This window comes from Azospira sp. I13, assembly GCF_003112695.1.
Classification (GTDB): Bacteria; Pseudomonadota; Gammaproteobacteria; order Burkholderiales; family Rhodocyclaceae; genus Azospira.
In genome coordinates this window covers 48,833-73,671 of the sequence record NZ_BFBP01000003.1, presented here as the reverse complement: position 1 = coordinate 73,671, position 24,839 = coordinate 48,833, and the positions used below count along the sequence as shown (strand labels likewise).

The following is a 24,839-nucleotide window of genomic DNA, read 5'->3' as shown; positions in this document are numbered from 1 at the left end:
TCCTTTGGTTTTGTCTTGCGCCGCCTCAGATGGTGACGGTGTCGGCCACTTCCACGAACTCGGGAATCTGGTCGAAGTTCATGTAGCGGTAGATCTCGGCAGCCTTGGCATTCACCACCTGGATCTGCTCCATGTACTCTTCCTTGGTGATGATGCGGCCGGCCAGAGCGCACATGGCGGCCAGTTCGGCGGAACCGAGATAAACGCGGGTGTCGATGCCCAGACGGTTCGGGAAGTTCCGGGTAGAGGTGGAGATGGCGGTGGAACCCTTGCGGATTTGCGCCTGGTTACCCATACACAGGGAGCAGCCCGGCATTTCCATGCGGGCGCCGGACTTGCCGAGCACGCCGTAGTAGCCTTCTTCGGTCAGGATCAGGGCATCCATCTTGGTCGGCGGCGCGATCCACAGACGGGTCGGGATGTCAGACTTGCCTTCCAGGACCTTACCGGCAGCACGGAAGTGGCCGATGTTGGTCATGCAGGAACCGATGAACACTTCGTCGATCTTGTCGCCGGCGACTTCAGACAGCACCTTCACATCGTCCGGGTCGTTCGGGCAGGCCAGGATCGGCTCGGTCACTTCGGCCAGGTCGATTTCGATCACGGCAGCGTACTGGGCGTCGGCATCGGCCTTGAGCAGGGTGCCGTTGGCGATCCACTCTTCCATGGCCTTGATGCGGCGGCCCAGGGTACGGGCGTCCTGATAGCCTTCGGCGATCATCCACTTCATCAGGGTGATGTTGGAGCGCATGTACTCGACGATGGGCTCCTTGTTCAGGGCGATGGAGCAGGCGGCGGCGGAGCGCTCGGCGGCGGCATCGGAGAGTTCGAACGCTTGCTCAACCTTGAGGTCGGGCAGGCCTTCGATTTCCAGGATACGGCCGGAGAAGACGTTCTTCTTGCCCTTCTTCTCCACGGTCAGCAAGCCCTGCTTGATGGCGTAGAGGGGAATGGCATTGACCAGATCGCGCAGGGTGATGCCGGGCTGCATCTTGCCCTTGAAGCGCACCAGCACGGATTCGGGCATGTCCAGGGGCATCACGCCGGTGGCGGCAGCGAAGGCCACCAGACCGGAACCGGCCGGGAAGGAGATGCCGATGGGGAAACGGGTGTGGGAGTCACCGCCGGTACCCACGGTATCGGGCAGCAGCAGACGGTTCAGCCAGGAGTGGATGACGCCGTCACCAGGACGCAGGGAAACGCCGCCGCGGGTGCTGATGAAGGACGGCAGTTCGCGGTGCATCTTCACGTCCACCAGCTTGGGGTAAGCGGCGGTGTGGCAGAAGGACTGCATCACCAGATCGGCGGAGAAGCCCAGGCAAGCCAGATCCTTCAGCTCGTCGCGGGTCATGGGGCCGGTGGTGTCCTGGGAACCCACGGTGGTCATCTTGGGTTCGCAGTAGGTGCCGGGCAGGATGCCCTTGCCTTCGGGCAGGCCACAGGCGCGACCGACCATCTTCTGTGCCTGGGAGTAGCCCTTGCCCGGATCGTTGGGCTGCTGGGGCAGACGGAACAGGGTGGAAGGAGGCAGGCCCAGGGCTTCGCGGGCCTTGGTGGTGAGGCCACGACCGATGATCAGGGGAATACGGCCACCGGCGCGCACTTCGTCCAGGATCACGGGAGTCTTCAGCTGGGCTTCAGCAATCACGGCGCCGTTCTTCAGGGCGGTGACCTTGGCGGTGACGTGATCGACCTTCAGTTCGATCTCGTCGCCCATATCCATCTGGCCGGCATCGATTTCGATGGGCAGGGCGCCGGCATCTTCCATGGTGTTGAAGAAGATGGGGGCAATCTTGGAACCCAGGCAGACGCCGCCGAAACGCTTGTTCGGCACGAAGGGGATGTCTTCGCCGGTGAACCACAGCACGGAGTTGGTGGCGGACTTGCGGGAAGAACCGGTACCCACCACGTCGCCCACGTAGGCGATGAGGTTGCCCTTCTTGGCCAGGGCTTCAAGCTGCTTCAGGGGGCCGCGGACACCGGGCTCATCAGCTTCGATACCCGGACGGGGGTTCTTCAGCATGGCCAGGGCGTGCAGGGGGATGTCGGGACGGGACCAGGCATCCGGCGCGGGAGACAGGTCGTCGGTATTGGTTTCGCCGGTGACCTTGAACACGGTCAGCTTCTGGGAAGCGGGCACTTCGGGGCGGGAGGTGAACCACTCTGCATCGGCCCAGGACTGCATCACCGCCTTGGCGTTGGCGTTGCCGCCCTTGGCCAGTTCGGCCACGTCGTGGAAGAAGTCGAACACCAGCAGGGTCTTCTTCAGGCCTTCGGCAGCCACAGCACCGACTTCGGCGTCGCCCAGCAGGTCGATCAGGGGCTTGACGTTGTAGCCGCCGAGCATGGTGCCCAGCAGTTCGGTAGCCTTGGCGCGGGAGATCAGGCCACAGGCCAGCTCACCCTTGGCCACCTTGGCCAGGAATTCGGCCTTGACCTTGGCGGCGTCATCCACACCGGCGGGAACGCGATAGGTGATCAGTTCCACCAGGGCCTGCTCCTCGCCTTTGGGCGGGTTTTGCAGCAGGGCCACCAGATCTTTGGTCTGGGCAGCGGACAGAGGCAGGGGGGGAATACCGAGTGCGGCACGCTCGGCGACGTGTTGGCGGTAGGCTTCAAGCACGGCTGGTTCCTCTCGACGGGTGGAAGTCAGTGATCGGGGACTCTCGGGCCAGGAAAGGGGCCGGCAGGCCGGGCGCAACTTCCTGACTTAAGTCTTATATATGATAGCAGACCTGCTGGCTTTTTCCAGGGGAAAAAGCGGCGATGGCACCATCCGGGTAATCTCCCCGGGGCAGGGTCTGGGGCAGGCTGCTAGCGAGCCATCAAGGCCTGGCAGAGCGGCGCTCCCGTCGCCGATGGGCGGCCAGGGCGGGCCATAGGGCAAGGCCCAGCAAAACGGCCAGGAGGCCCAGGGGCCAGCGCAGGGGTGGATTCCAGGCGCTGCGCAGGGACTGGCGCTCGGCACTGTCGATACGTTGGTACTTGAGGGTATTGTTGCCCACATCGGCCGGCTTGCGGTTAATCAGCCAGCGATGCCCCAGGGTATAGCTCTTGGGGTGGAAGCCGAAGATCCAGGGAGCATCCTGCTGCACGATACGCTCCATCTGGCGGATGATGCGTTGCCGCTCGGGGCCGTTGTCCATGTTCTTCATCTGCTCGAACAGGCGGTCAAATTCCGGGTTAGCGTAGTTGGCGGAATTTTCGCCGCCGTGCTGCACCCGGGTTTCCTTGCCGTGCAGAAGGAAGAAGAAGTTTTCCGGATCGGGATAGTCGGCATTCCAGCCCAGAAAGAACATCTGCACCGCCCCCTTGCGCAGCTTTTCCTGGAAACGGTTCCAATCCGTGGCCCGTACTACCAGCTGGATGTCGAGCTTGGCGAACTGACGGGTCAGCCAGTCGAGGCGGGATTTGTCGCCCATGCCACCGGCTGTGGTGTCCAGATTCAACACCAGCGGTTCGCCGGTACGGGCATTGCGGCCATTTGGCCAGCCGGCCTCGGCCAGCAGGCGGCGGGCCGTCTCGATGGATTTGCGCCGGGGCGCACCGTCGCGCCAGTCATACACCACCGGGTTGATCCCCGCTGCCCCTTCTTCAAAACCGAAGATGCCGGGGGCCAGGGGGCTCATGGCGGGAATGCCCCGGCCATTCATGAAGATGGAAATGAACTCTTCCTGGTCAATGCCGATGGAGATGGCCTGGCGCAGCTTGCGCCCTGCCTCCGTCAGCCCGCCTACCTGGGTATCCAGCATGTTGAAGCCCAAGTAGAAGATGGAAGGCCGCACGCTGGTGAGGAGACGGATGCCCTTTTCCCGCATTTCTTCGGTGAGCTGCACGTCGCCGCCGACGCTGAGCCTGACCGCCTGGTCGAAGCTGTCGGAAGAAATGCCGGAGGCGTCGTAATAGCCTTGCAGGAACTTGTTCCAGTAGGGAATGCTTTCCTTTTCCCGGGTGAAGATTACCTTGTCGATAAACGGCAGAGGCTTGCCGCAATCGGCCAGCAGCCCCGCCTCCCGGTCACCGGCCTCACCTTCGCAAGGATAGGTTTCACCGTGGTAGTGGGGGTTGCGGGCCAGGATCATGCGACTGTTAGGGTTGTTCTCCGTCAGCATGTAAGGCCCGGTACCCACGGGGTACCAGTCCAGGGTTAGGTTCTTTGCCGCCATTCCAGGTTGGCTGTAGAAGCGGTCCGCCTCCCGGGGGACCGGCGCGAAAAAAGGCATGGCCAGCCAATAGAGGAACTGGGGGTATTTGCCTTTCAGGCGCACCCGCCAGGTGTAGCGATCCACCTTTTCGACGCCAGCAAGGGGAAAACGGTCCAGGTCAAGCCAGGCGTCGGCGGGCAGTTCCTTGGCCGCGGCTTGGAGTGCCTTGCCCAGATCCGCCAGGCCTTCAATACGCTCGGCCATCATGCCAAAGATGGGGGAATGGAGCCGGGGATGGGCCAGGCGCTTGATTTCGTAGATGTAGTCGTCGGCCACCAGTTCTCGGGTATCCACCGCGGGAAAGTCCGATAGCCGGCGAACTCCAGCGAGGAAGGCCGGATCCAGGTCGACATAGCGGGGAGAACCATCGGCTTGGCGGGCAAACGCCGGATGGGGCTGGTAATGAATACCCGGACGGATGCGGATTTCGTAGACGCTGCTGGCGATCCGCGCTTCCGGTGCATCGGCCGGCAGCTCCCGCCCGGCGGCATCGTAATAGCGGGGTGAGGGAACCGTTGTGGCGGTGGCCGGAATCAGACGGTAGGGGCGTTGCAGGTAGTGGTACTGCAGGGGGGGCTCGTAGATCTGGGCCGTGAAGGCAATCTCGTCCTCGGCGTAGGACTGGACTGGGTCCAGATGCTTGGGGCGCTCGGTAAACGCGGTATAGAGGATGTTGCCGCCGCTATCGGCGCGGGGATAGGGATCGTTCCAAGGGCCGTCGCCACAAGCAGCCAAAAGCCCCAGCATCATGACAACAACAAGTTTTCGCATCAGCCCCTCGAACATGAGCCGCAGTGTAGCGGAAGGCCGCGGCAGCGTCACCCGGCCGGAAGGCCCGGGCAGGAGAGGATTGATGCGACGCGGCAAAAGCACCGAGGTTTCCGCTATAATCCTCGCGACTTTCCACTAACGGGGCATGTATGGGCCTTCTTGCCGAAAAACGCATCCTGATCACCGGACTGCTCTCCAAGCACTCCATCGCCTATGGCATCGCCAAGGCTTGCCATCGTGAAGGCGCCCAACTGGCCTTCACCTTCCAGAACGAGCGCTTCCAGGAACGGGTGGCCAAGTTCGCCGCCGAGTTCGACAGCACCCTGGTGCTGCCTTGTGACGTTGCCAACGACGAAGACATCACCAACCTGTTCGTTGAGCTGGGCAAGCATTGGGACAGCCTGGATGGCCTGGTTCACTCCATCGCCTTCGCTCCTTCCGAAGCGCTGGAAGGCGACTTCCTCGACGCCATTTCCCGGGAAGCCTTCCGTATTGCCCACGACATTTCCTCCTACAGCTTCCCGGCCCTGGCCAAGGCCGCCCGGCCCATGCTGCAGAAGACCCGTGGCTCCGTGCTGGCCCTTTCCTACCTGGGGGCCGAACGCACCATGCCCAACTACAACGTAATGGGCCTGGCCAAGGCCAGCCTTGAAGCATCTGTGCGCTACATGGCTTCCAGCCTGGGCCCGGAAGGCATTCGCGCCAATATCATCTCTGCCGGCCCGATCAAGACCCTGGCCGCATCCGGTATCGGAAGCTTCGGCAAGCTGCTGTCCTACAACTCCCACCACGCCCCCCTGCGCCGCAACGTGACCATCGAGGAAGTCGGCAATGCCGCTGCCTTCATGCTCTCCGACCTGGCCAGCGGCATCACCGGCGAAATCCTCTATGTGGACGGCGGCTTCAACACCACCGCCCTGGGTAACGCCGAGCCCATGGGCGCCTAAAGGATTGCGGGAGGGGAACACACGCATCCCTCCCCGCTTTCCCTTCTGCCTGTAGCCACGACCGTAGGCCGGTAGCAGGAATTAAAAAAGCCGACTGTTTCCACAGTCGGCTTTTTTGTTGGCTGTATGCTGCTACGGCGAAAACGGCTAACGGGGCCCAAAGCCGGCCCCGCCCACACATTAGCGCTCCTTGCTGTCTTCCAGAGCGGCCTTGTTCACTTCCACCTTGTAGCGGCTACGCAGGGCCGTCAGGTAGGCAGCAAATTCTTCCTGGGCAGCCAGGGTGGTGTATTCCTTTTGCAGCACCTTGCGCTTGCCCTCATCCAGGGAGGCCGGCTGGCCTACCTTCATGATCTTGTACAGGGCATAGCCACCGTTGTTCGGGAATTCAACACCGGTATAGGCCGGCAGCTTGCTGACGTCAGCCTTGAAAATGGCTTGCAGCGCCGCACTCGGTACCTGACGGCTGCCTTCCAGACGGGAAACGTTCTTGACCAACGCCCAGGCCAGCTTGTCTTCGCCGGAGGACTTGACCTGAGCCAGCTTGTCTTCGCCAGCCTTGCGGGCCAGTTCGTTGGTTTTCTGGATCTTCAGGATTTCCTCGATCTGTCCCTTTACCGCTTCCAGGGGCTTGATGCTGGCAGGTTTGTGCTCGAGGACACGGGCAGCCACCAGGGTATTGGGCGCTACTTCCACGGCATCGGTGTTGCGCTTGTTTTTCAGGGAATCATCGGAAAAGAGGGAACCCAGCAGCTTCTCGTTGCCCAAGGCACCGGCCGCCTGGCCACCCTTGCGGGAGAACCAGGACGTCTGCTGCACCGCCAGCTTGAAACGCTCAGCCACCGGCTTGAGGCTGTCGGACTGTTCGTACACCAGGTTGCTGAAGGTTTCGGCCGCTTCGGCAAACTTGCGGGAAGCCGCCTGGCGCTTCAACTCGCCCTCGATCTCGGGCCGCACTTCCTCCAGGGTCTTCAGCTTACCCCCCTTGATGCCGGTGACCTTGATGATGTGGAAGCCGAAGTCGGACTGCACCAGACCGGACAGTTCGCCTTCCTTCTGGGAAAACACCGCTTCTTCAAAGGGTTTGACCATCATGCCCTTGCCGAAAAATCCGAGGTCGCCCCCTTTGCTGGCGGAACCCGGATCCTGGGAGTCACGCTTGGCAATATCGGCAAACTTGCCAGGATTCTGCTGCACTTCCTTCAACACGGCCTCGGCCTTGGCTTTGGCCTGGGCCACATCGCTGCCGGAAGGAATCAGGATGTGGCTGGCGCGGCGCTCTTCAGCCTGCTGATAACGATCTTTATGACCGTCATACCAAGTCTTTACCTCCTCGGCAGTCACGGCAATCTGGGCGAGCAGCGCGTCGAGGGAGAGTTGCACATATTCGGCCCGCACCTGCTCCGGCAATTCAAAACTGGCCTTCTTGTCAGCATAGAACTGCTGCACTTCTTCTGCGGTCGGCTTGACCTGGGCAGCAAACTGCTCGGGGATGATGCGCAACTCGGCCACCTGGCGCTCTTCGGACTGAATGCGCAGCATGGCTTCGGCGGCAGCGGCAGAAACGATGCCGCTTTCACTGATGGCGCCCACCAGCTGCTGTAGCGTCAGGTCCTGGCGCAGTTGGGCTTCAAACCCGGTTTGGGTCAGCCCCTGGGCCTTCAAGGCCTGCTCGTAGCGAGCCGGGGAGAATTGGCCGTTTTCCTGCAAGGCAGGAATCTTGCTGATGACCTCGCGCAGCACATCGTTACTCGCCACCAGATGGCGCTTACCGGCCTCCAACAACAGCAGGCGCTGATCCACCAGGGAATTCACCACGGCCAGACGGGCCGCGGGAGACTCCATCAGGGCGGGGTTGTAATTCGGCCCGAGGGCACCACGCAGGCGCTCCTGCTGGTCTCGCCAGGCTTGCTGGTACTGCTGATGGGTAATTTTGGTATCACCAACACTGGCCACATCACCACTGCTGCCAGCATTGCGGATGTATGACTCGACCCCGAAGAAGGCGAAGGGCAGAGTGATCAGGCCAAGAAAGACCTGAACGATGCGTTTGTTATTGCGGACGGCGTCAAACATAAGGAGCTTCCGTTAGTTTGGCTCACAGAAAATAAAAAAGGCGAACTCACGTTCGCCTTTTCTGGTTTGGCGGAGTGGACGGGACTCGAACCCGCGACCCCCGGCGTGACAGGCCGGTATTCTAACCGACTGAACTACCACTCCCGACTTACTCTGTACGCTTTTTGGTGGGTGCTGACGGGCTCGAACCGCCGACATCCAGCTTGTAAGGCTAGCGCTCTACCAACTGAGCTAAGCACCCGTGCCTCATTGGCGAAGCGCGAAAGGGCCTTAGTTTACCGCATCCTTGAGTGCTTTGCCAGCGCGGAACTTGGGCACCTTGGCTGCCTTGATCTTGATGGTGGCACCGGTGCGGGGGTTGCGGCCGGAGCGGGCAGCACGCTTGCCCACGTAGAAAGTGCCGAAGCCCACCAAGGTCACCATACCACCCTTCTTGAGGGAGGACTTGACGGCACCGACAGTGGCATCGAGCGCACGGCCGGCAGCAGCTTTGGAAATATCCGCAGACTTGGCGATATGATCGATCAGTTCAGATTTGTTCACGTAAGCCCCCTTGCATAAAGGTTGTTGACAGGAAATCCTGTTCGACTTTTATAACAAGGCAAAAAACCTTGTGTCAAGCGGTTTCTGGCCGTATTGGGGGATATTCTGGAGGGGTGTTGCCATGCCGGAAGAATCCCCTCCGGCATGGCAAAAATGCACCGTCAGTGAGTGACGACGCTGGAGGCGGCAGCATCATCCGTCGCTGCTGCAACGGGCGCTTCCGCCTTGTCGGTGGACGGCAAGGGCTCAGGCACACGCTCCATGGCATGCTGCAAGACCTGATCAATCCAGCGGACCGGAATGATCTCGATCTTGCCCTTGATGCTTTCCGGGATATCGGCCAGGTCCTTGACGTTCTCTTCCGGGATCAGAGCCTTCTGCAAACCGCCGCGAACGGCTGCCAACAGCTTCTCCTTCAGACCACCAATGGCCAGCACCTCGCCCCGCAAGGTAATTTCGCCGGTCATGGCCACATCGCAGCGCACCGGGATACCAGTCAGCACCGACACCAGGGCAGTGCAGATACCGATACCAGCCGAAGGACCATCCTTGGGAATGGCACCTTCCGGCAGGTGGATGTGGATATCGCTCTTCTGGTAAAAATCGTCGCTGATACCCAGTGACTGGGAACGCTTGCGCACCACCGACATGGCAGCCTGAATGGACTCCTGCATCACTTCGCCCAGCTTGCCGGTGGTGATGGTCTTGCCTTTGCCCGGCAGGGCCACGGTTTCGATGGTCAGCAGTTCGCCGCCCACTTCGGTCCAGGCCAGACCAGTCACCTGCCCCACCTGGTTTTCCTTCTCAGCCATACCGAAGGTGTAGCGACGAACACCCAGGAACTTGTCCAGATTGCGCGCGGTAATAGCCACCTTGCTCTGGCTCTTCTTCAGCAGCAGGGTCTTCACCGTCTTGCGGCAGATCTTGGAGATTTCCCGCTCCAGGCTGCGCACACCGGCTTCCCGGGTGTAGTAACGGATGATGTCGCGCAGAGCACTCTCAGCCACGGAGATTTCAGTCTTCTTTAGGCCGTTGTTTTTCATCTGCTTGGGCAGCAGATAACGCAGGGCAATACTGACCTTCTCATCTTCCGTATAACCGGAAAGACGGATCAACTCCATCCGGTCCAGCAGGGGGCCGGGAATGTTAAGGGTATTGGCAGTAGCAACGAACATGACCTCGGAAAGGTCATACTCAACTTCGACATAATGATCGACAAAGGTGGAGTTCTGCTCCGGATCAAGTACTTCCAGCAGCGCGGAGGACGGATCGCCGCGGAAATCCATACCCATCTTGTCCACCTCGTCGAGGAGGAACAGGGGGTTCTTCACCGCCACCTTGGTCATGTTCTGCAGGATCTTGCCCGGCATGGAACCGATGTAGGTGCGGCGGTGGCCGCGAATCTCGGCCTCATCCCGCACGCCACCCAGGCTCATGCGCACGAACTTGCGATTGGTGGCCTGAGCAATGGACTGGCCGAGGGAAGTCTTGCCCACGCCAGGAGGCCCGACCAGGCAGAGAATCGGCGCCTTCAGCTTGTCCACACGCTGTTGCACGGCGAGATACTCGAGGATACGTTCCTTGACCTTCTCCAGACCCCAGTGATCCTTGTCGAGCACCTTCTGGGCTTCAACCAGATCCTTCGATACCCGGGTCTTCTTCTTCCAGGGCAGCCCCACCAGGGTCTCGATGTAATTACGCACCACGGTGGCTTCAGCGGACATGGGTGACATCAGCTTCAGCTTCTTCAGCTCAGCCTGGGCCTTGGCCACCGCTTCCTTGCTCATGCCGGCAGCCTTGACCTTCTTCTCCATCTCTTCCAGGTCGGCCCACTCTTCGCCTTCGCCGAGTTCTTTCTGGATGGCCTTGACCTGCTCGTTGAGGTAGTACTCCCGCTGGCTCTTTTCCATCTGGCGCTTGACACGGCCACGGATGCGCTTCTCCACCTGCAGGATGTCGATTTCCGATTCCAGCTGGGTCAGCAGGCGCTCGATACGCCCCTTAATCTCGAACAGTTCCAGGATTTCCTGCTTCTGCTCCAGCTTAAGAGGCAGATGGGCGGCGATGGTATCGGCCAAGCGACCCGCTTCTTCGATACCTGCGATGGAGGTCAGAATTTCCGGCGGAATCTTCTTGTTCAGTTTGACGTACTGGTCGAACTGGGCGATGACGGCCCGGCGCATGGCCTCCACCTCGTGGTTGGGGCCATCTTCTGGAGGGATGGGCAAGGCGGTCGCAAAGAACTGATTCTGCTGGTTGTCCACACTGGTAATGCGGGCACGCTGGGTGCCTTCCACCAGCACCTTGACGGTGCCATCGGGCAACTTCAGCATCTGCAGAATATTGGCCACGCAGGCGATCTCATACAGATCCTCAGGCGCCGGATCATCCTTGGCCGCGGACTTCTGGGCGACCAGCAGGATGCTCTTGCCGGCTTCCATAGCCGTTTCCAGGGCCTTGATGGACTTCGGCCGCCCCACGAACAGGGGAATGACCATATGAGGGAAGACCACCACGTCCCGCAGCGGCAGCAGGGGTAGATCCACCGGCTCGGAAGGCAACAGGGTAATGCTGGACATTTTGAGTCCTTATGAAAAGCAATCACCCCTGAAGATAGGGGCGATGGAGGGATTCTTCAAGTCCGGGCAATCGCCTAATTCGGCAACTGCCCGGGCTTGCAGGAAAGCGGCAGGATCAGTTGGAGCCGGAAACCTTGGGCTGCTCGGCGTAGATGAGGATAGGCTGGGTGTCGCCGGAGATCATGCCTTCATCGATGACCACCTTGGAGACATTATCCATGCCAGGAAGTTCATACATCGTTTCCAGCAGTACGCCTTCCAGAATGGAACGCAGGCCCCGGGCACCGGTCTTGCGTTCCAGCGCCTTGCGGGCAATGGCGATCAACGCTGCCGGACGCACTTCCAGCTCTGCACCTTCCATGGAGAAGAGCTTCTGGTACTGTTTGATCAGGGCATTCTTGGGTTCGATCAGAATCTCCACCAGGGCAGCCTCGGAAAGCTCGTCCAGGGTGGCGACCACCGGCAACCGGCCAACGAACTCGGGAATCAGGCCGAACTTGATCAGGTCCTCAGGTTCCACAGTGCGTAGCACTTCGCCCACAGCCTTCTTGTCTTCCTTGCTCTTCACCTCAGCACCGAAGCCGATACCACCCCGGGTGGAACGGTTGCGGATGACCTTTTCCAGGCCGTCGAAAGCGCCGCCGCAGATGAAGAGAATGTTGGCCGTATCCACCTGGACGAAGTCCTGGTTGGGATGCTTGCGCCCGCCCTGAGGCGGCACACTGGCCACGGTACCTTCGATGAGCTTCAACAGGGCCTGCTGCACCCCTTCACCGGAGACGTCCCGGGTAATGGAGGGGTTATCGGACTTGCGGGAAATCTTGTCGATTTCGTCGATATAGACGATGCCCTGCTGGGCCTTTTCGACTTCGTAATCGCACTTCTGCAGCAGTTTCTGGATGATGTTTTCCACATCCTCGCCAACGTAGCCCGCTTCGGTCAGGGTCGTGGCATCGGCCATGACGAAGGGAACGTTGAGCAGGCGGGCCAGGGTCTGGGCCAGCAGGGTTTTGCCAGAGCCGGTGGGACCGATCAACAGGATGTTGCTCTTGGCCAGTTCCACATCATCGGCGCCCTTGCCCTGGTGGCGCAGGCGCTTGTAGTGGTTGTACACGGCGACGGAGAGAATCTTCTTGGCAACTTCCTGGCCAATGACGTACTGGTCCAGGATGCTGCAGATTTCCTTCGGCGTAGGCAGGTCGTCCTTGCCGCCCTTGCTGCCCACATCACCGGCGATTTCGTCACGAATGATGTCGTTGCACAACTCGATGCATTCATCGCAGATGAAAACGGAGGGACCGGCAATAAGCTTCTTCACCTCATGCTGGCTTTTGCCGCAAAAGGAGCAATACAGCAGCTTCTCCGTATTGGTGCTTTTCTTTTCAGTCATCTTCGGCCCCTGCCTTATTTCGCTTCCTGGGTGTCGCCACGGCGGGTTAGCACGCGGTCGATCAGGCCATATTCCACCGCTTCTGCGGCAGACAGGAAATTGTCACGGTCGGTATCTTTTTCAATACGATCGACCGGCTGGCCACTGTGGTGGGCCATGATTTCATTCAGTTTGGCGCGCAGGGAGAGAATCTCCTTGGCGTGGATTTCGATGTCCGAAGCCTGCCCCTGGAAGCCACCCATGGGCTGATGGATCATCACGCGGGAGTTGGGCAGGGCAAAACGCTTGCCCTTGGCACCGGCGTTGAGCAGGAAAGCACCCATGGAGGCAGCCTGGCCCATGCACAGGGTAGAGACATCGGGCTTGATGAACTGCATGGTGTCGTAGATCGACAGGCCCGCAGTGACGGAGCCACCGGGAGAATTGATGTAGAAGAAGATGTCCTTGTCGGGATTATCCGCTTCCAGAAACAGCAACTGGGCGACGACGAGATTGGCGGAGGCATCGTTGACCGGCCCCACCAAGAACACCACCCGCTCCTTCAGGAGGCGGGAATAAATATCAAACGCCCGTTCACCGCGGCCGCTCTGCTCAACCACCATAGGCACCAGTCCCAGGGCCTGGGGATCCCACTGGCTGCTGTTATCGATCTTCATACCTGCATCCTCTGTTTTCAGTTTGGGGGCTTGGGACGTTGCGGTGATCCATTATGACGCAGGGGCCGCAAAATCTGCAGCCCCTGCGTATTCTTCTACAGAGACGAAGCGCCTGTTAGGCCCGACGACCCATCAGTTCGTCGAAGTCGGCTGCCTTGTCGGTCACCTTGGCCCGTTCCAGGACCCAGCTTACCACGTTATCTTCCACCACCACGGCCTCCACTTCGGCCAGACGCTGGGGCTGGGCGTAGTACCACTTCACCACTTCATCAGGGTTCTCGTAGGACTGAGCAGCCTCTTCCACCATGACCTTGATCTGCTCAGGCTTGGCGTAGAGATTCTCCACCTTCACCAGCTCGGCCAGCACCAGGCCCAGGGTGACGCGGCGCTTGGCCTGATCGGCAAACCATTCGGGCTTCACCGGCAGGTCCTTGCCCTTGAAGCCGCGGGCTTCCATGTCGGCCTTGGCAGCCTGCATCAGACGCTCCACTTCGCCTTCAATGAGGGCGTTGGGCACGTCAATGGGGTTGGCCTTGAGCAGGGCTTCCATGACCTGGTCCTTGGTCCGGGCCTGGATGCGCTTCTTCACTTCACGACCCAGGTTGGTCTGGATTTCGGCACGCATCTTTTCCACGTCGCCGTCGGCGATGCCCATCAGCTTGGCAAACTCGCCATCCACCTCGGGCAACTTGGCGCCCTGGACTTCCTTGACGGTGATTTCGAACTGCACGGCCTGGCCGGCCAGGTCCTTGGCAAAATAATCTTCGGGGAAAGTCATGTCGAAAGTCTTGGCTTCACCAGCCTTGAGGCCTTCCACATTGGTTTCAAAATCAGCCAGCATCATGCCCTCACCGAGCACGAACGGGTAATCAGCGGCCTGGCCACCCTGGAAGGCCACGCCATCCTTCTTACCCAGGAAATCGATCACGACGCGGTCGCCCTTGGCGGCAGCGCGATCGGCCTTTTCAAAGGTCACGCGCTGCTTACGCAGGATGTCCAGGGTCTTGTCCACTTCGGCTGCGCCGACTTCGAATGCCAGACGCTCCACTTCGGTGGCAGCCACGTCGCCCAGGGTGATTTCGGGATACACCTCAAACACAGCGGAGAATTCCACGTGGGTGGCGCTGTCGGTCTGCTTGGCTTCGATACGGGGATAGCCGGCAACGCGCAGCTTTTGGGCAGTCACGGCTTCGCCGAAGGCCTTGTCCACGGCATCAGCCAGGGCTTCGTGGCGGGCCTGGGCACCGTACTGTTGCTTAACCATGTTGAACGGCACTTTGCCAGGACGGAAGCCGGGCAGCTTGACGGTCTTGCCCATCCGCTTCAGGCGGGCATCCACGTCCTTGTCCAGGTCGGCGATGGCGACGGCGATATCCAGGCGGCGTTCCAGAGCGCTGGAGACTTGGGAGTTCTCTTGCATGGGTTTTCCTTAGTAACAACAGGGGCGGCAACAACCGCCAGATCGTGATGGAGAGAGGGCACAAAGGGCGATTTTTCGCCACTCCCGAAGGCTTTTCGCCCCTCCCCCGGGTTTTTCCAGCGGCGCATTATATCAGACACCCTGCCCAATCCGATTCACCGCACTCGACGGCTGCCAGAGGATACAAGGGGCTGGTATCGTGCATCTAGCCCAGGAGGTCCTCGGCGAATTGGGATTGAATGCGTTCGATCTCCGCCCGGTTGCGGAGCAAGGCGTCAACGCAGTCGTGATCGAACTTGCGGCCTGCCAGCTCAGCCAGCATATTGAAGGCTTCCTGGTTGCTCCAGGCATTCTTGTAGGGGCGTTCGCTGGTCAAGGCATCAAAAACGTCGGCCACTGCGACGATACGGGCCTCCACCGGAATGGCATCCCCTTCCAGACGGTAGGGATAGCCACTGCCGTCCAGGGATTCATGATGGTGCAGGACGATGTTGCGCAGCATGTCGGAACGCTGCATGCCCTGAATGCCAAAGTTATCCAGCATGGCATCGACAATCTGCAGCCCCTTGACGGTATGTTCCTGGATGCGGGCAAACTCTTCCGGCTCCAGTTTGCCCGGCTTGAGCAGCAAGGAGTCCGGCACCGCCACCTTGCCGATGTCGTGCAGAGGCGCAAAGAGGTAAAGATACTCGATGAAGGCATCATCCAGCTTGAAGCGGGGTGCCACTTCCTGGGCGATGATGCGGGAGTAATGGGCCATGCGCTCCAGATGGGCGCCGGTTTCAAAATCCCGGACCTGTGCAATCTGGGTCACGGTACGTACCGAGGCCATCAGGGTGCGCAGACAGGCCAGTTCATTGACCACCATGAGGGAAAGATGATGGCCCAGCATATTGAGATGGTGCAGGGCGCGGGCGTCGAATACCCACTTCTGGCGGGAATTGAAGAACAGGAACCCATACAAGGCTCCGTTGTGGCAGACCGGCATGGTGTAACTGGCACCGAACCCACTGCTGCGGATGCGCCGGGCGTGCTCCTTGACCGGCTCTACAGGGTAGGCATCAATGTCGTTGATGACCCGGGGCCGGCGGGTGGCGGCAATCTCGGACAGGGAATGGGAGGCGGAAAGCTTGCTTTCATAGAAGGAGAGCGGCACCTCGCCGAGACCACTGGAATGCAGGAAAGTCTTGAGATTGTCTGTCAGCGGCTCGTAGGCAGCTACGGCAATACGATCCACAAACGGCAGGTCACGCCGAATATGGGCATGCAGCGACTCAAGCTTTTCCTGCAGCGGCAAAGCCTGATGCAACAGGTCGAGCCCGTCCTCATGGGAAAAGACGGGTTCTTCGTGCAGGTGCATGGGGGGATTCGCCAGGGGAAAGGCCGTGGTCACAGACATGGGCGGAGATAATCGGTTTGGTCGGGCATTATATGAAGCCTGAATTTAGGGGCGCAATATGACTTCAGGCTTACTTAGAGCAAAGAACTTGCCATAAATCGACCACACTGCGGTAATCCACAGTCGCTAGGGTAGGATCTTTTGCAGGGGGCGACTATGCACATCCTGATGCTATCCGACGTGTATTTCCCGCGTATTAACGGCGTATCCACCTCCATCGAGACTTTCCGCCAGGAGTTCCAGGCGGTTGGTGACCAGGTCACCCTGATGGTTCCGGACTATCCGGGTGCGACGGAAGAGGAAGGGATCATCCGCATCCCATCCCATCGAATCCCCTTCGACCCGGAAGATCGGCGCATGGAATTGGGCACCATCCTGGCGCAGGAAGCCCTGATTCGGCGCATGAAGGTGGATGTGATTCACATCCAGACGCCCTTCATTGCCCACTATGCCGGAGTCGCCCTGGGGAAGAAACTGGGCATTCCCTGCATTGAGACCTACCACACCCTGTTTGAGGAATACCTGCACCACTACATTCACTTCGTCCCCAAGTACTTGCTAAGGCAATTTGCCCGTCTTTTCTCCCGCCGGCAATGCAATGCACTGGCCGGTGTCATCGTGCCATCACGGGCGATGGCCGAGACTCTGGCAGCCTACGGCATATCGGCCCCCACACGGGTGGTGCCGACAGGTATCCCCCTGGCCCATTTCGGCAAGGGCGACGGCCTGGCGTTCAGGGCCCGACTGGGGCTTGGGCCCGAAGTGCCGATTGCCCTGTTTGTCGGACGAGTGGCAGGAGAGAAGAACATTGGCTTCTTGCTCGAAGCCCATCGCCACGCCTTGAACCAAATCCCTGACCTGCACCTTGTGGTGGCTGGCGAGGGTCCGGCCCTGGCCAGCCTGCGACAACAGGCAGAGACGCTGGGTACTGCCGACAAAGTTCGGTTTGTCGGGTATCTGCATCGCCGCGATGAACTTCCTTCCTGCTATGCAGCCGCCAACGCCTTTGTCTTTGCCTCACGCACCGAAACCCAAGGCCTGGTCCTGCTGGAAGCCATGGCAGAGGGCATTCCCGTTGTAGCCCTGTCCATCATGGGTACTCGCGACATCCTTGAACCAGGAAGGGGCGCCCTGTCCCCGGCAGACAACCCCCAGGATTTTGCAGACAGCCTCACTGGACTGCTACGGAACAGAGAATTGCACCAGAGCCTCTCCGCCGAAGCGCGTACTTACGTGCAGGAATGGTCCGCCCGCGAGTGCGCCGAGCGGCTTCGCCAAGCCTTGGCGCAATTGCTGCAAAGCCACATGAATTCTCACCCCCAGACCCCTTGCACATCATCTCCGGTAGGCTAAGATGAAAGTGTTCTCCTACCCATAACACTCGAAAAAGGGGGACGGTCCTATAAAAACGATACAGCACAAGCATGGCCGCCCAATATTTGCGCAGGGCAGAGCCCAACAGACCGTCAAGTGATACAGGAGGAGATTTTCATGCTGTCCCTCAAAGACTGCCTCGATTTCTGCGATATGGATCAATCCGAGATTTCCGCCATTGCTGAACACGAGCACATCCCTGTCATCGTTGCCGCCGAACTTTGCGACACGTTGCTGACGACTCCTGACGGAGTGCGTGATTTACATTCCATGTTGCTGGACAACATCGCCACGGCCCTTGAGCATGGCGAGATGGAAAAGGCCAGCGCCCTGTCTCAAACTTACCGCCATTTCCAGAACAGCCACCCTTTGACGCCCAGCCCCTGAGGGCGCCCATGGCCGGCCCTAAACCGGCCGGGATTCGGCCTTGCCAAAGGGTCCAGAGGGGCCGAATCCCATCCTGTTCCAGGGAGCGAAAGGCATATATTGCCCCCCATTCACGCAGCCCTCTCCAATCCAGGCCTGAAAAGCCCGTCAGTCGTGAGCCCTGACGATACTTTCCAAGCCTGTTCGCCTTACCCCTTTCCGTAACACAGCCCAAAGCCGCATTCACGCCAGTACCGCCCGGGTGACATTTCCGGCGATTCGACATGAATCAAGAAATCCGGCGCAACCATTTGAAACTATTACCAATCGGCTAAAGACAAGGGGAAAGATTATTCCTATGATGGCGTGATAGTTAATGACATTCGGCAAATAACAATGCGTTTGTATGCATCGGGAGAAGGGAGGCAAATCATGGCAACTCAGCATGAGTCCTTGGCGACCCAGCGCCTGCTCTCAACCTGGCTGACTGAAGCTGATGCCAGGGTGGCTGACGATGCGCCATGGGAGGAAATCGAGCAACTCCCCTCCCCTATCTTCTCCCTGTTACTGATTGCCCTCCCCCTGTCGCTGCTGCTCCCGGTCATGGTCAATTTTGCCGGGACGGCCTACGGCGACCGATTGATCCATGGCTTCACTAGCCCTTCCTGGGAACGGCTACTGACCATCCTGGTACTTGAATTGCTGACCGTAGTAGTCATGGCTTGCTTTGCTCAATTGGCCGCCCGATTTTTTCAGATTCCCATCACCCGCCAGCAGGCCTTCCTTGTCATCACCCTGGGGACCATCCCCCTCTGGCTATCATCCCTTGCCCTGGCCGTTCCCAGCCTCACCTTTATCCTGATCGCCGGCACCGTGGGCATCACCCTGGCGGGTTACACCATCTACTGGGCTAGCCGAAGGCTTCTGGGCATGACCGAGGAAAGCCTGGCTACCTTATTCAGCGGCTTGGTATTGGTTTTCGGACTGCCGGCCTGGACCGGAATACTTGCCGTTGTGGTTGTTCGCTAAAGACGAGGCCTTACCCGGCGCCATAGACCGGATACATCTGGGCACGCTCAAACAGTTCCCGCTCTTCAAAACGCACATGATCAGCCAAGGCCTCGGCAAAAGGGGCCAACGCGGCCCGATCACCGGCTTCAATGCGTCGGGCAAGGTTTCGCAATACCTCGTGCTCGGCCAAGGTACGAGACACCAGAACACTCTCTCCGACGGTCAGCAGTGCAGGCAGCAGTTCCGCCTCCTCACGTTGAAAGTGAGGTTCCAGTTCCGTCGCGAAAAGCGCTGCCACACGACTAGATACTACTGCTGCCGCAGCGTCATCGGCGTTACCGGAAACTTTCCGACAATCAAGGGCGAGCTTGAGCGCAACATGGTGCTCCCGGGATAGCTGCAACAAGGAAGGATGACGTTTCATAAGCCCCCAGAACTACGATCAACAAAAAGGCTCCAAGGCACATCCTTGGAATCAGCCCCCTCACCCGTCAGCTTCGGGAATACAGTTCTTGGCCTGAGGAACACTATGGTCGTCTGACCTGCGCACCTCCAGGACACACATCAAAGATGCACGAGATAGTGTTATTCCAGAGAAAGCACGTGGGATGCCATGGCAGCAATTACATCAGGGGACTCGCCGATGGCTTCCGTCAAGAACAAACGAAGCCCGGGACATTGCTGCTGTGCCTGCTCGATCAATAGGGGAAGATCCCGCTTCAGATGCCCGCTCTGGGCCATGAACATCGGCACGATGCGGGCCTCCGTAACCCCCTGTTCAGCCAGGCTAAGGACACAGGCTGACAAGGTCGGCTCCATGAATTCGAGAAAGGCCAAGCTGACAGATCGAGCAGGGTCACGCGCCTGCACGGCCAGCTGGACCCGTTGCAACGGATGGGCCCATTGGGGATCGCGGGCACCATGGCCAAAGAGAATAAGAGCAGGTTTTGTCATATGAGCAGTATGGGGCAAAGCACCAGGGCGTGAAATTGATTAACCTCGGTTTTAAGACCGAAGGACATCAGATTGGTTGCCAAGAACCAAGATTCAATACCTTTGCCATATTTGCCTGCGACAATACCCTCCCGAATCCTGGGCAACCAATGCAATCGACGTAAGAGCAGCCTGGGGCGAGCAATTGATGCTATCCTCACGGAGGACCTTGGTGCGACCTCGCGCTATAGGTATTAGCCTAAGAAAAACTAGATTCAGGCAAGCAATCAGGGACAAAGAAACACCTCATGAGCCGACTCGCGCATATCGTCTGGCACCGCCTCACGGGCCTCATGCCCGGTGAATTGAACAAGGCCGAACTGGCCTGGCTGCTCTCCCCCCATTTTCATCTGACCCTGCTGTCACGGCGGCGGGCCACCATGATCGTCAATCGGGTACGGTTGTTCGCCTTCCTGTTCGCGGTACTAACGCCCTTATGGAGCATCATCGACTATCTGGTGTTCCCCTTCCCGCTGTGGTTTGCCCTGGCCTCCATGCGCATCCTGGCGAGCGTCGCCTTTGGCCTGCTGGTGCTGTATTACCGTCCATCAGGCAGCCTGACCGATGCTTATCGGGCCATGGCCCTGCTCTTTGCTATCCCAACGATTTTTTACGTCGCTACGCACCAGCTACTGGTGAATTACCAACTGACCGGAATGCAGGCCGCCATCGGTGCAGGTTACGCCTTCCTGCCTTTCGTGTTGTTGGCTGGCCTGTCAATTTTCCCCCTCACCCTGCTGGAAAATATCCTCTTCGCCCTGCCCATGCTTCTGGCTCAGGCGGTATCGGGGATCATCAGCTGGGCAACCCTGGATTGGCCGTCCTTTGCCGGTGCGTTCTGGCTCCTCACCCTAATCACCGGCGTTTCAACCCTGGCAGGGCTGTCCCAGCTGGCCTTCATGATCGCCTTGGTGCGCCAGGCGATCCGGGACCCACTGACGGGCATATTCTCCCGGCGTAGCGGTGAAGAGGTTCTGGAGCTTCAGTTCATCATCTCCTGTCGCAGCAATGCCCCCCTTGCCGTGGCGTTTCTCGACCTGGATCACTTCAAGAGCGTCAACGACAGCTACGGCCACGAGGCCGGTGATGAAGTTCTGGTCGGTGCCACGGAGTCGATTGCAGACAATCTGCGACGAGGCGACATGGTGGCCCGCTGGGGTGGTGAAGAGTTCATTCTGATCATGCCCAATACCGACCTGGAGCAGGCCCAGCAAGCCATGCGCCGCCTGCGCCAGAGTGGCTTCGGCACTCGCCCTGACGGCAGGCCCGTCACCGCCTCCATCGGCTTGGCAGAACGCATCGAAGATGGGGCCCAGGACTGGAAGACCCTGGTCGAACGGGCAGACCAGCGGATGTACAAGGCCAAGGAATCCGGCCGGGACCGTATCGTCGCTGACGATATCCAGTAACACTTCCGTACTACTTCCAACCCAGCGCTTACCCTCCAGCAACGCTCACCGGGGTTGAGATCGCCACTCGCCTCGGTTACCAGCCGGCGGTCATTACCTTCTCCGCCCAAAACAGGGCGGTAATAGATTTCGCGTCTGTCAGTTCCCCCCGGCGAATAGCCGCCAAGGCATCCTCGAGGGACAATTCCAGCACGTCCAGATGCTCCCCATGATCCAGTTGCGGTGCTGAACGCCGCTCCAGGCGACGGGCCAGGAAGATCTCTATCCGCTCGTTGGAATAGCCGATACAGGGATGCATCACGCCGAGGTGGCGCCACTCCTGCGCAACATAGCCGGTTTCTTCCAGCAACTCTCGCTGAGCAGTTCTCAAGACATCCTCATCGGCATCGATCTTGCCGGCCGGGAGCTCCAGAAACACCTGCCCAACCGGGTAGCGGAACTGCCGCTCAAATAATAGCTGTCCGTTATCCAGAATCCCGATAATCACTACTGCTCCGGGATGCATCACATACTCCCGAACCCCTTCGGCACCATCCGGCAGCCGTACCTGATCCCGCCTCACATCTAGCAAACGTCCCTGCCATACCTGCTCGCTGGCAATCATATTTTCGAGCAAATGCTTGTCGTCGGTAATGGCTGACATGAGAAGACTTCCTTGAAGAGGGTGACAGGACAAACAAAAACGCCCCGACTAGCGGGGCGTTGATGCAAAGCGGCGTGGGTTCAAAGAGAACTGATCAGTGCCACTGCACACAGATACATCAGGGCATGGGGGAACAGCCCCAGCAAAGCGACCGCCAGCCCGTTGGCAGACAGCAGCAGCTTGGTATCCAGACTGGCTGGAATCGGTGAATTATCGATAGGTGCATCGAAATACATGATCTTCACCACACGCAGGTAATAGAACGCACCAATCAGCGAGAACAGTACCGCGACAATGGCCAGCCATATGTGCCCGGCAGCCACAACGGCCAGCAAGACAGAGAACTTGGCGAAGAAGCCGACAAAGAACGGGATGCCGGCCATGGAGAACATGACCACCATCATCATGCTGGCAAACCAAGGACTACGCTTGTTCAAGCCCTTGAAATCGTCGAGGGAATCGGCCTCGAAGCCAGCCCGAGCCAGCAACAGGATCATGCCGAAGCCGGCAACACTAGTGATGACATAAGCCACCATGTAGAACATGGAGGAACTGTAGGCATTCATAGCGTAACGGGCGTCGCCGTCGACCACGCCGGAAACCATACCCAGCAGCATGAAACCCATGTGGGAAATGGCGGAATAGGCCAGCATACGCTTGATGTTGGTCTGGGCAATGGCGGCCAGATTACCGATCGCCATGGACAGTACAGCCAGAATCATCAGCATCTGCTGCCAGTCGGGAGACAGAAAGAACAGGCCGTTGACCAGCAGGCGGATCACCATGGCAAACGCGGCGAGCTTGGGAGCCGAGGCGATGAGCAGGGTAACCGGGGTGGGCGCACCGTGATACACGTCGGGGATCCACATGTGGAAGGGCACCACACCCAGCTTGAAGGCGATACCCGCCACCAGGAAGACCAGGCCAAAAACCAGGATAGTCTTATTGACAGCACCTTGGGCCAACGCCTGGGCGATTTCGGTAATTTCCAGGGTACCGGTAGCACCATAGACCATGGACATGCCATAAAGCAGCAGGCCGGAAGCCAGCGCACCCAGCACGAAGTACTTCATCGCTGCTTCAGTGGCCTGGGTGGAATCCCGATTCAGGGCAACCATAGCGTAGATGGACAGGGACATCATTTCCAGGCCGAGGTAGAGCACCAGGAGATGGTTGGCGGAGATCATCACCATCATGCCCAGGGTGGCAAACAGCACCAGAACGTAAAACTCGCCCTTGGCCATGGAAACCCGCTCGGCGATATAACCCCGGGCATAGAAGAGCACCACGATGACCGTCAGGTCGAGGAGCAGCTTCAACAAATCTGCCAACTGGTCATCAACGAACATGTTGGCGAACGTGTAGGTCTTGTCGTAGCTGACGGTATAGAACGTAATGGTGGCGCTAACAACCAAGGTAAGCTGGGTCAGGACAAAGGTCAGCGTCCGTTCCTTGCTCTTGACGAACAGGTCGACAATCAGGATGACGCAGGCCATGGCCAGGACAAAAAGCTCCGGTGCGGCAGGAACCAGGTCGGGGACGATGAAATTACTCAGCATGGCGGCTTCCATTATTGGAGTTTGCTCTGGGCCACGTGCTGCAGCAGGTCATTGACCGATGCATGCATCACTTCGGTGAAAGGCAGGGGGTAGAGGCCCATACCCAGCACGCACAGGGCCAGAACGGCAAGGATCAGGAATTCGCGACCATTGATGTCGGTCAATTCAGCCACATGGTCGTTGGCAACGGCGCCGAATACCACCCGCTTGTACATCCACAGGGTGTAGGCAGCACCAACGATCATGGTGGTGGCGGCAGCAAAAGCCACCCAGAAGTTGAACTTCACAGCACCGAGGATGATCATGAATTCGCCCACGAAGCCGGAAGTGGCCGGCAGGCCAGCGTTGGCCATGGAGAACAGCATGAAGAAAGCAGCAAACTTCGGCATCGAGTTCACCACGCCGCCGTAATCGGCGATCTGGCGGCTGTGCATGCGGTCATACAGCACGCCGATGCAGAGGAACATGGCACCGGAGACAAAGCCGTGGGAGATCATCTGCACCAGGGCACCTTCGATACCCAAGGCGTTGAACATGAAAAAGCCGAGGGTGACAAAACCCATGTGGGCGATGGAGGAGTAGGCCACCAGCTTCTTCATGTCGGCCTGCACCAGGGCCACGAAGCCGATATAAATCACGGCAATCAGGGACAGGGCAATGATCAGGCCGGACAACTCATGGGAGGCATCGGGAGTGATCGGCAGGGAAAAGCGCAGCAGACCATAGGCACCCAGTTTCAGGCCGATGGCCGCCAGCACCACCGAACCACCGGTAGGAGCTTCCACGTGGGCGTCCGGCAGCCAGGTATGCACCGGCCACATCGGCACCTTGACGGCGAAAGCGATCAGGAATGCCAAGAACAGCCAGATCTGGGTATTCAAGGCCAGGGGCAGTTGGTGCCAATCCAGGATGGAGAAGGAACCACCAGACTGGAAGAACAGGTAGATCAGGGCCAGCAGGAACAGCAGGGAGCCCATCAGGGTGTAGAGGAAGAACTTAAAGGCTGCGTACACCCGGTTCGGGCCACCCCACATACCGATGATGAGGTACAGGGGAATCAGGCTGGCTTCGAAGAAGACGTAAAACAGGATGCCGTCCAAGGAACAGAAAATGCCGTTGAGCAGGCCGGACATGATCAGGAAAGCCGCATTGTACTGGGCAACCCGATTTTCAATGACCTGCCAGCCGGCCAGCACCACCAACACAGTGATGAAACTGTTGAGGATGACGAACAGCATGGAAATGCCGTCGACCCCAAGGTGATAGTTGATATTGAACGGCGGAATCCAGGACGCCAGTTCAACGAACTGCATGGCACTGGTGGTTTTGTCGAAGCCGATGTACAGGGGCACGGTGACCACCAGGCCCAGGATGGCACCGAACAGCGCCAGTCCCCGCGCCAGGGGCGCGTTACGGTCGGAGCCGGTGGAAAGCACCACCAGACCGGCGACGATCGGGATCCAGATGGCGAGGGAGAGCAAGTTACCAGACATATTGT

19 protein-coding genes and 2 tRNA genes are annotated in these 24,839 nt (G+C 59.2%); 5 read left to right on the top strand and 16 right to left on the bottom strand.

Annotated features, from left to right (window positions below):
* Positions 1-25: 25 nt before the first annotated feature.
* Both acnB and AZSI13_RS02870 read right to left on the bottom strand, forming a co-directional pair.
* A complete protein-coding gene (gene acnB / locus AZSI13_RS02875; protein ID WP_109039687.1) occupies positions 26-2,623 on the bottom strand; it encodes a bifunctional aconitate hydratase 2/2-methylisocitrate dehydratase in 2,598 nt (865 codons plus the stop codon).
* A 202-nt stretch (positions 2,624-2,825) separates the two neighbouring features.
* Positions 2,826-4,976 carry an ABC transporter substrate-binding protein gene (locus tag AZSI13_RS02870; protein WP_235609624.1) on the bottom strand — a complete coding sequence of 717 codons (2,151 nt, stop codon included), beginning with the start codon at positions 4,974-4,976 and terminating at the stop codon, positions 2,826-2,828.
* Between the two features lie 149 nt (positions 4,977-5,125).
* Between AZSI13_RS02870 and fabI the strand changes: the two genes are divergently transcribed.
* Positions 5,126-5,923 carry an enoyl-ACP reductase FabI gene (fabI, locus tag AZSI13_RS02865; RefSeq protein ID WP_109039685.1) on the top strand — a complete coding sequence of 266 codons (798 nt, stop codon included), beginning with the start codon at positions 5,126-5,128 and terminating at the stop codon, positions 5,921-5,923.
* 180 nt (positions 5,924-6,103) lie between these two features.
* On the opposite strand, the gene AZSI13_RS02860 is transcribed toward fabI, so the two are convergent.
* The 9 genes from AZSI13_RS02860 to AZSI13_RS02820 all read right to left on the bottom strand — a co-directional run bounded on the left by AZSI13_RS02860 (position 6,104) and on the right by AZSI13_RS02820 (position 15,986).
* On the bottom strand, positions 6,104-7,999 hold the full coding sequence (locus tag AZSI13_RS02860; protein WP_109039684.1) for a SurA N-terminal domain-containing protein: 1,896 nt from the start codon (positions 7,997-7,999) through the stop codon (positions 6,104-6,106).
* 67 nt (positions 8,000-8,066) lie between these two features.
* Positions 8,067-8,143: transfer RNA gene (locus tag AZSI13_RS02855), tRNA-Asp, on the bottom strand.
* A gap of 21 nt (positions 8,144-8,164) precedes the next feature.
* A tRNA-Val gene (locus tag AZSI13_RS02850) sits at positions 8,165-8,240 on the bottom strand.
* A gap of 29 nt (positions 8,241-8,269) precedes the next feature.
* Positions 8,270-8,542, bottom strand: a complete 273-nt coding sequence (locus tag AZSI13_RS02845; RefSeq protein ID WP_109039683.1) for an HU family DNA-binding protein — start codon at positions 8,540-8,542, stop codon at positions 8,270-8,272.
* A 161-nt stretch (positions 8,543-8,703) separates the two neighbouring features.
* On the bottom strand, positions 8,704-11,121 hold the full coding sequence (gene lon / locus AZSI13_RS02840; protein WP_109039682.1) for an endopeptidase La: 2,418 nt from the start codon (positions 11,119-11,121) through the stop codon (positions 8,704-8,706).
* A gap of 115 nt (positions 11,122-11,236) precedes the next feature.
* Positions 11,237-12,511 carry an ATP-dependent Clp protease ATP-binding subunit ClpX gene (gene clpX / locus AZSI13_RS02835; RefSeq protein WP_109039681.1) on the bottom strand — a complete coding sequence of 425 codons (1,275 nt, stop codon included), beginning with the start codon at positions 12,509-12,511 and terminating at the stop codon, positions 11,237-11,239.
* Positions 12,512-12,525: 14 nt separating this feature from the next.
* Positions 12,526-13,167, bottom strand: coding sequence for an ATP-dependent Clp endopeptidase proteolytic subunit ClpP (gene clpP, locus AZSI13_RS02830; RefSeq protein ID WP_109039680.1), 642 nt, complete (start codon positions 13,165-13,167; stop codon positions 12,526-12,528).
* 115 nt (positions 13,168-13,282) lie between these two features.
* The gene (gene tig / locus AZSI13_RS02825; protein WP_109039679.1) at positions 13,283-14,587 is read right to left on the bottom strand and encodes a trigger factor; all 1,305 of its coding nucleotides are present in this window, start codon (positions 14,585-14,587) and stop codon (positions 13,283-13,285) included.
* Between the two features lie 205 nt (positions 14,588-14,792).
* Positions 14,793-15,986 (bottom strand): HD domain-containing phosphohydrolase, encoded by a 1,194-nt coding sequence (locus AZSI13_RS02820; protein WP_109039678.1) that lies wholly within the window; start codon positions 15,984-15,986, stop codon positions 14,793-14,795.
* Positions 15,987-16,142: 156 nt separating this feature from the next.
* Between AZSI13_RS02820 and AZSI13_RS02815 the strand changes: the two genes are divergently transcribed.
* From AZSI13_RS02815 to AZSI13_RS02805, 3 genes are all read left to right on the top strand, one after another.
* Positions 16,143-17,339, top strand: a complete 1,197-nt coding sequence (locus AZSI13_RS02815) for a glycosyltransferase (RefSeq protein WP_109039677.1) — start codon at positions 16,143-16,145, stop codon at positions 17,337-17,339.
* Positions 17,340-17,477: 138 nt separating this feature from the next.
* Positions 17,478-17,747 (top strand): hypothetical protein, encoded by a 270-nt coding sequence (locus tag AZSI13_RS02810; RefSeq protein ID WP_109039676.1) that lies wholly within the window; start codon positions 17,478-17,480, stop codon positions 17,745-17,747.
* Between the two features lie 411 nt (positions 17,748-18,158).
* Positions 18,159-18,755, top strand: a complete 597-nt coding sequence (locus tag AZSI13_RS02805; protein WP_165833276.1) for a YIP1 family protein — start codon at positions 18,159-18,161, stop codon at positions 18,753-18,755.
* A 10-nt stretch (positions 18,756-18,765) separates the two neighbouring features.
* Here AZSI13_RS02805 and AZSI13_RS02800 read toward each other — a convergent pair whose 3' ends face one another.
* Both AZSI13_RS02800 and AZSI13_RS02795 read right to left on the bottom strand, forming a co-directional pair.
* Positions 18,766-19,161, bottom strand: a complete 396-nt coding sequence (locus tag AZSI13_RS02800; protein WP_109039674.1) for a hemerythrin domain-containing protein — start codon at positions 19,159-19,161, stop codon at positions 18,766-18,768.
* Positions 19,162-19,322: 161 nt separating this feature from the next.
* Positions 19,323-19,691 (bottom strand): sirohydrochlorin chelatase, encoded by a 369-nt coding sequence (locus AZSI13_RS02795; RefSeq protein WP_109039673.1) that lies wholly within the window; start codon positions 19,689-19,691, stop codon positions 19,323-19,325.
* A gap of 287 nt (positions 19,692-19,978) precedes the next feature.
* On the opposite strand from AZSI13_RS02795, the gene AZSI13_RS02790 reads away from it, so the two are divergent.
* Positions 19,979-21,139, top strand: coding sequence for a diguanylate cyclase (locus tag AZSI13_RS02790; RefSeq protein ID WP_109039672.1), 1,161 nt, complete (start codon positions 19,979-19,981; stop codon positions 21,137-21,139).
* 76 nt (positions 21,140-21,215) lie between these two features.
* Here AZSI13_RS02790 and AZSI13_RS02785 read toward each other — a convergent pair whose 3' ends face one another.
* The 3 genes from AZSI13_RS02785 to AZSI13_RS02775 form a co-directional block, all read right to left on the bottom strand.
* Complete coding sequence (locus tag AZSI13_RS02785; protein ID WP_201262287.1) at positions 21,216-21,782, bottom strand: NUDIX domain-containing protein; 567 nt, start codon at positions 21,780-21,782, stop codon at positions 21,216-21,218.
* Positions 21,783-21,862: 80 nt separating this feature from the next.
* Positions 21,863-23,341: an NADH-quinone oxidoreductase subunit NuoN gene (nuoN, locus tag AZSI13_RS02780; RefSeq protein ID WP_109040010.1), complete on the bottom strand. Its 1,479-nt coding sequence runs from the start codon at positions 23,339-23,341 to the stop codon at positions 21,863-21,865.
* An 11-nt stretch (positions 23,342-23,352) separates the two neighbouring features.
* Complete coding sequence (locus tag AZSI13_RS02775; RefSeq protein WP_109039671.1) at positions 23,353-24,834, bottom strand: NADH-quinone oxidoreductase subunit M; 1,482 nt, start codon at positions 24,832-24,834, stop codon at positions 23,353-23,355.
* Between the last annotated feature and the right edge of the window lie 5 nt (positions 24,835-24,839).

Coding starts and splice junctions, on each gene's coding strand:
- AZSI13_RS02870 (WP_235609624.1), bottom strand. CDS start 4,976: ATGCGAAAACTTGTTGTTGTCATGATGCTGGGGCTTTTGGCTGCTTGT.
- fabI (WP_109039685.1), top strand. CDS start 5,126: ATGGGCCTTCTTGCCGAAAAACGCATCCTGATCACCGGACTGCTCTCC.
- AZSI13_RS02860 (WP_109039684.1), bottom strand. CDS start 7,999: ATGTTTGACGCCGTCCGCAATAACAAACGCATCGTTCAGGTCTTTCTT.
- lon (WP_109039682.1), bottom strand. CDS start 11,121: ATGTCCAGCATTACCCTGTTGCCTTCCGAGCCGGTGGATCTACCCCTG.
- clpX (WP_109039681.1), bottom strand. CDS start 12,511: ATGACTGAAAAGAAAAGCACCAATACGGAGAAGCTGCTGTATTGCTCC.
- clpP (WP_109039680.1), bottom strand. CDS start 13,167: ATGAAGATCGATAACAGCAGCCAGTGGGATCCCCAGGCCCTGGGACTG.
- tig (WP_109039679.1), bottom strand. CDS start 14,587: ATGCAAGAGAACTCCCAAGTCTCCAGCGCTCTGGAACGCCGCCTGGAT.
- AZSI13_RS02820 (WP_109039678.1), bottom strand. CDS start 15,986: ATGTCTGTGACCACGGCCTTTCCCCTGGCGAATCCCCCCATGCACCTG.
- AZSI13_RS02815 (WP_109039677.1), top strand. CDS start 16,143: ATGCACATCCTGATGCTATCCGACGTGTATTTCCCGCGTATTAACGGC.
- AZSI13_RS02810 (WP_109039676.1), top strand. CDS start 17,478: ATGCTGTCCCTCAAAGACTGCCTCGATTTCTGCGATATGGATCAATCC.
- AZSI13_RS02805 (WP_165833276.1), top strand. CDS start 18,159: ATGGCAACTCAGCATGAGTCCTTGGCGACCCAGCGCCTGCTCTCAACC.
- AZSI13_RS02800 (WP_109039674.1), bottom strand. CDS start 19,161: ATGAAACGTCATCCTTCCTTGTTGCAGCTATCCCGGGAGCACCATGTT.
- AZSI13_RS02795 (WP_109039673.1), bottom strand. CDS start 19,691: ATGACAAAACCTGCTCTTATTCTCTTTGGCCATGGTGCCCGCGATCCC.
- AZSI13_RS02790 (WP_109039672.1), top strand. CDS start 19,979: ATGAGCCGACTCGCGCATATCGTCTGGCACCGCCTCACGGGCCTCATG.
- AZSI13_RS02785 (WP_201262287.1), bottom strand. CDS start 21,782: ATGTCAGCCATTACCGACGACAAGCATTTGCTCGAAAATATGATTGCC.
- nuoN (WP_109040010.1), bottom strand. CDS start 23,341: ATGCTGAGTAATTTCATCGTCCCCGACCTGGTTCCTGCCGCACCGGAG.
- AZSI13_RS02775 (WP_109039671.1), bottom strand. CDS start 24,834: ATGTCTGGTAACTTGCTCTCCCTCGCCATCTGGATCCCGATCGTCGCC.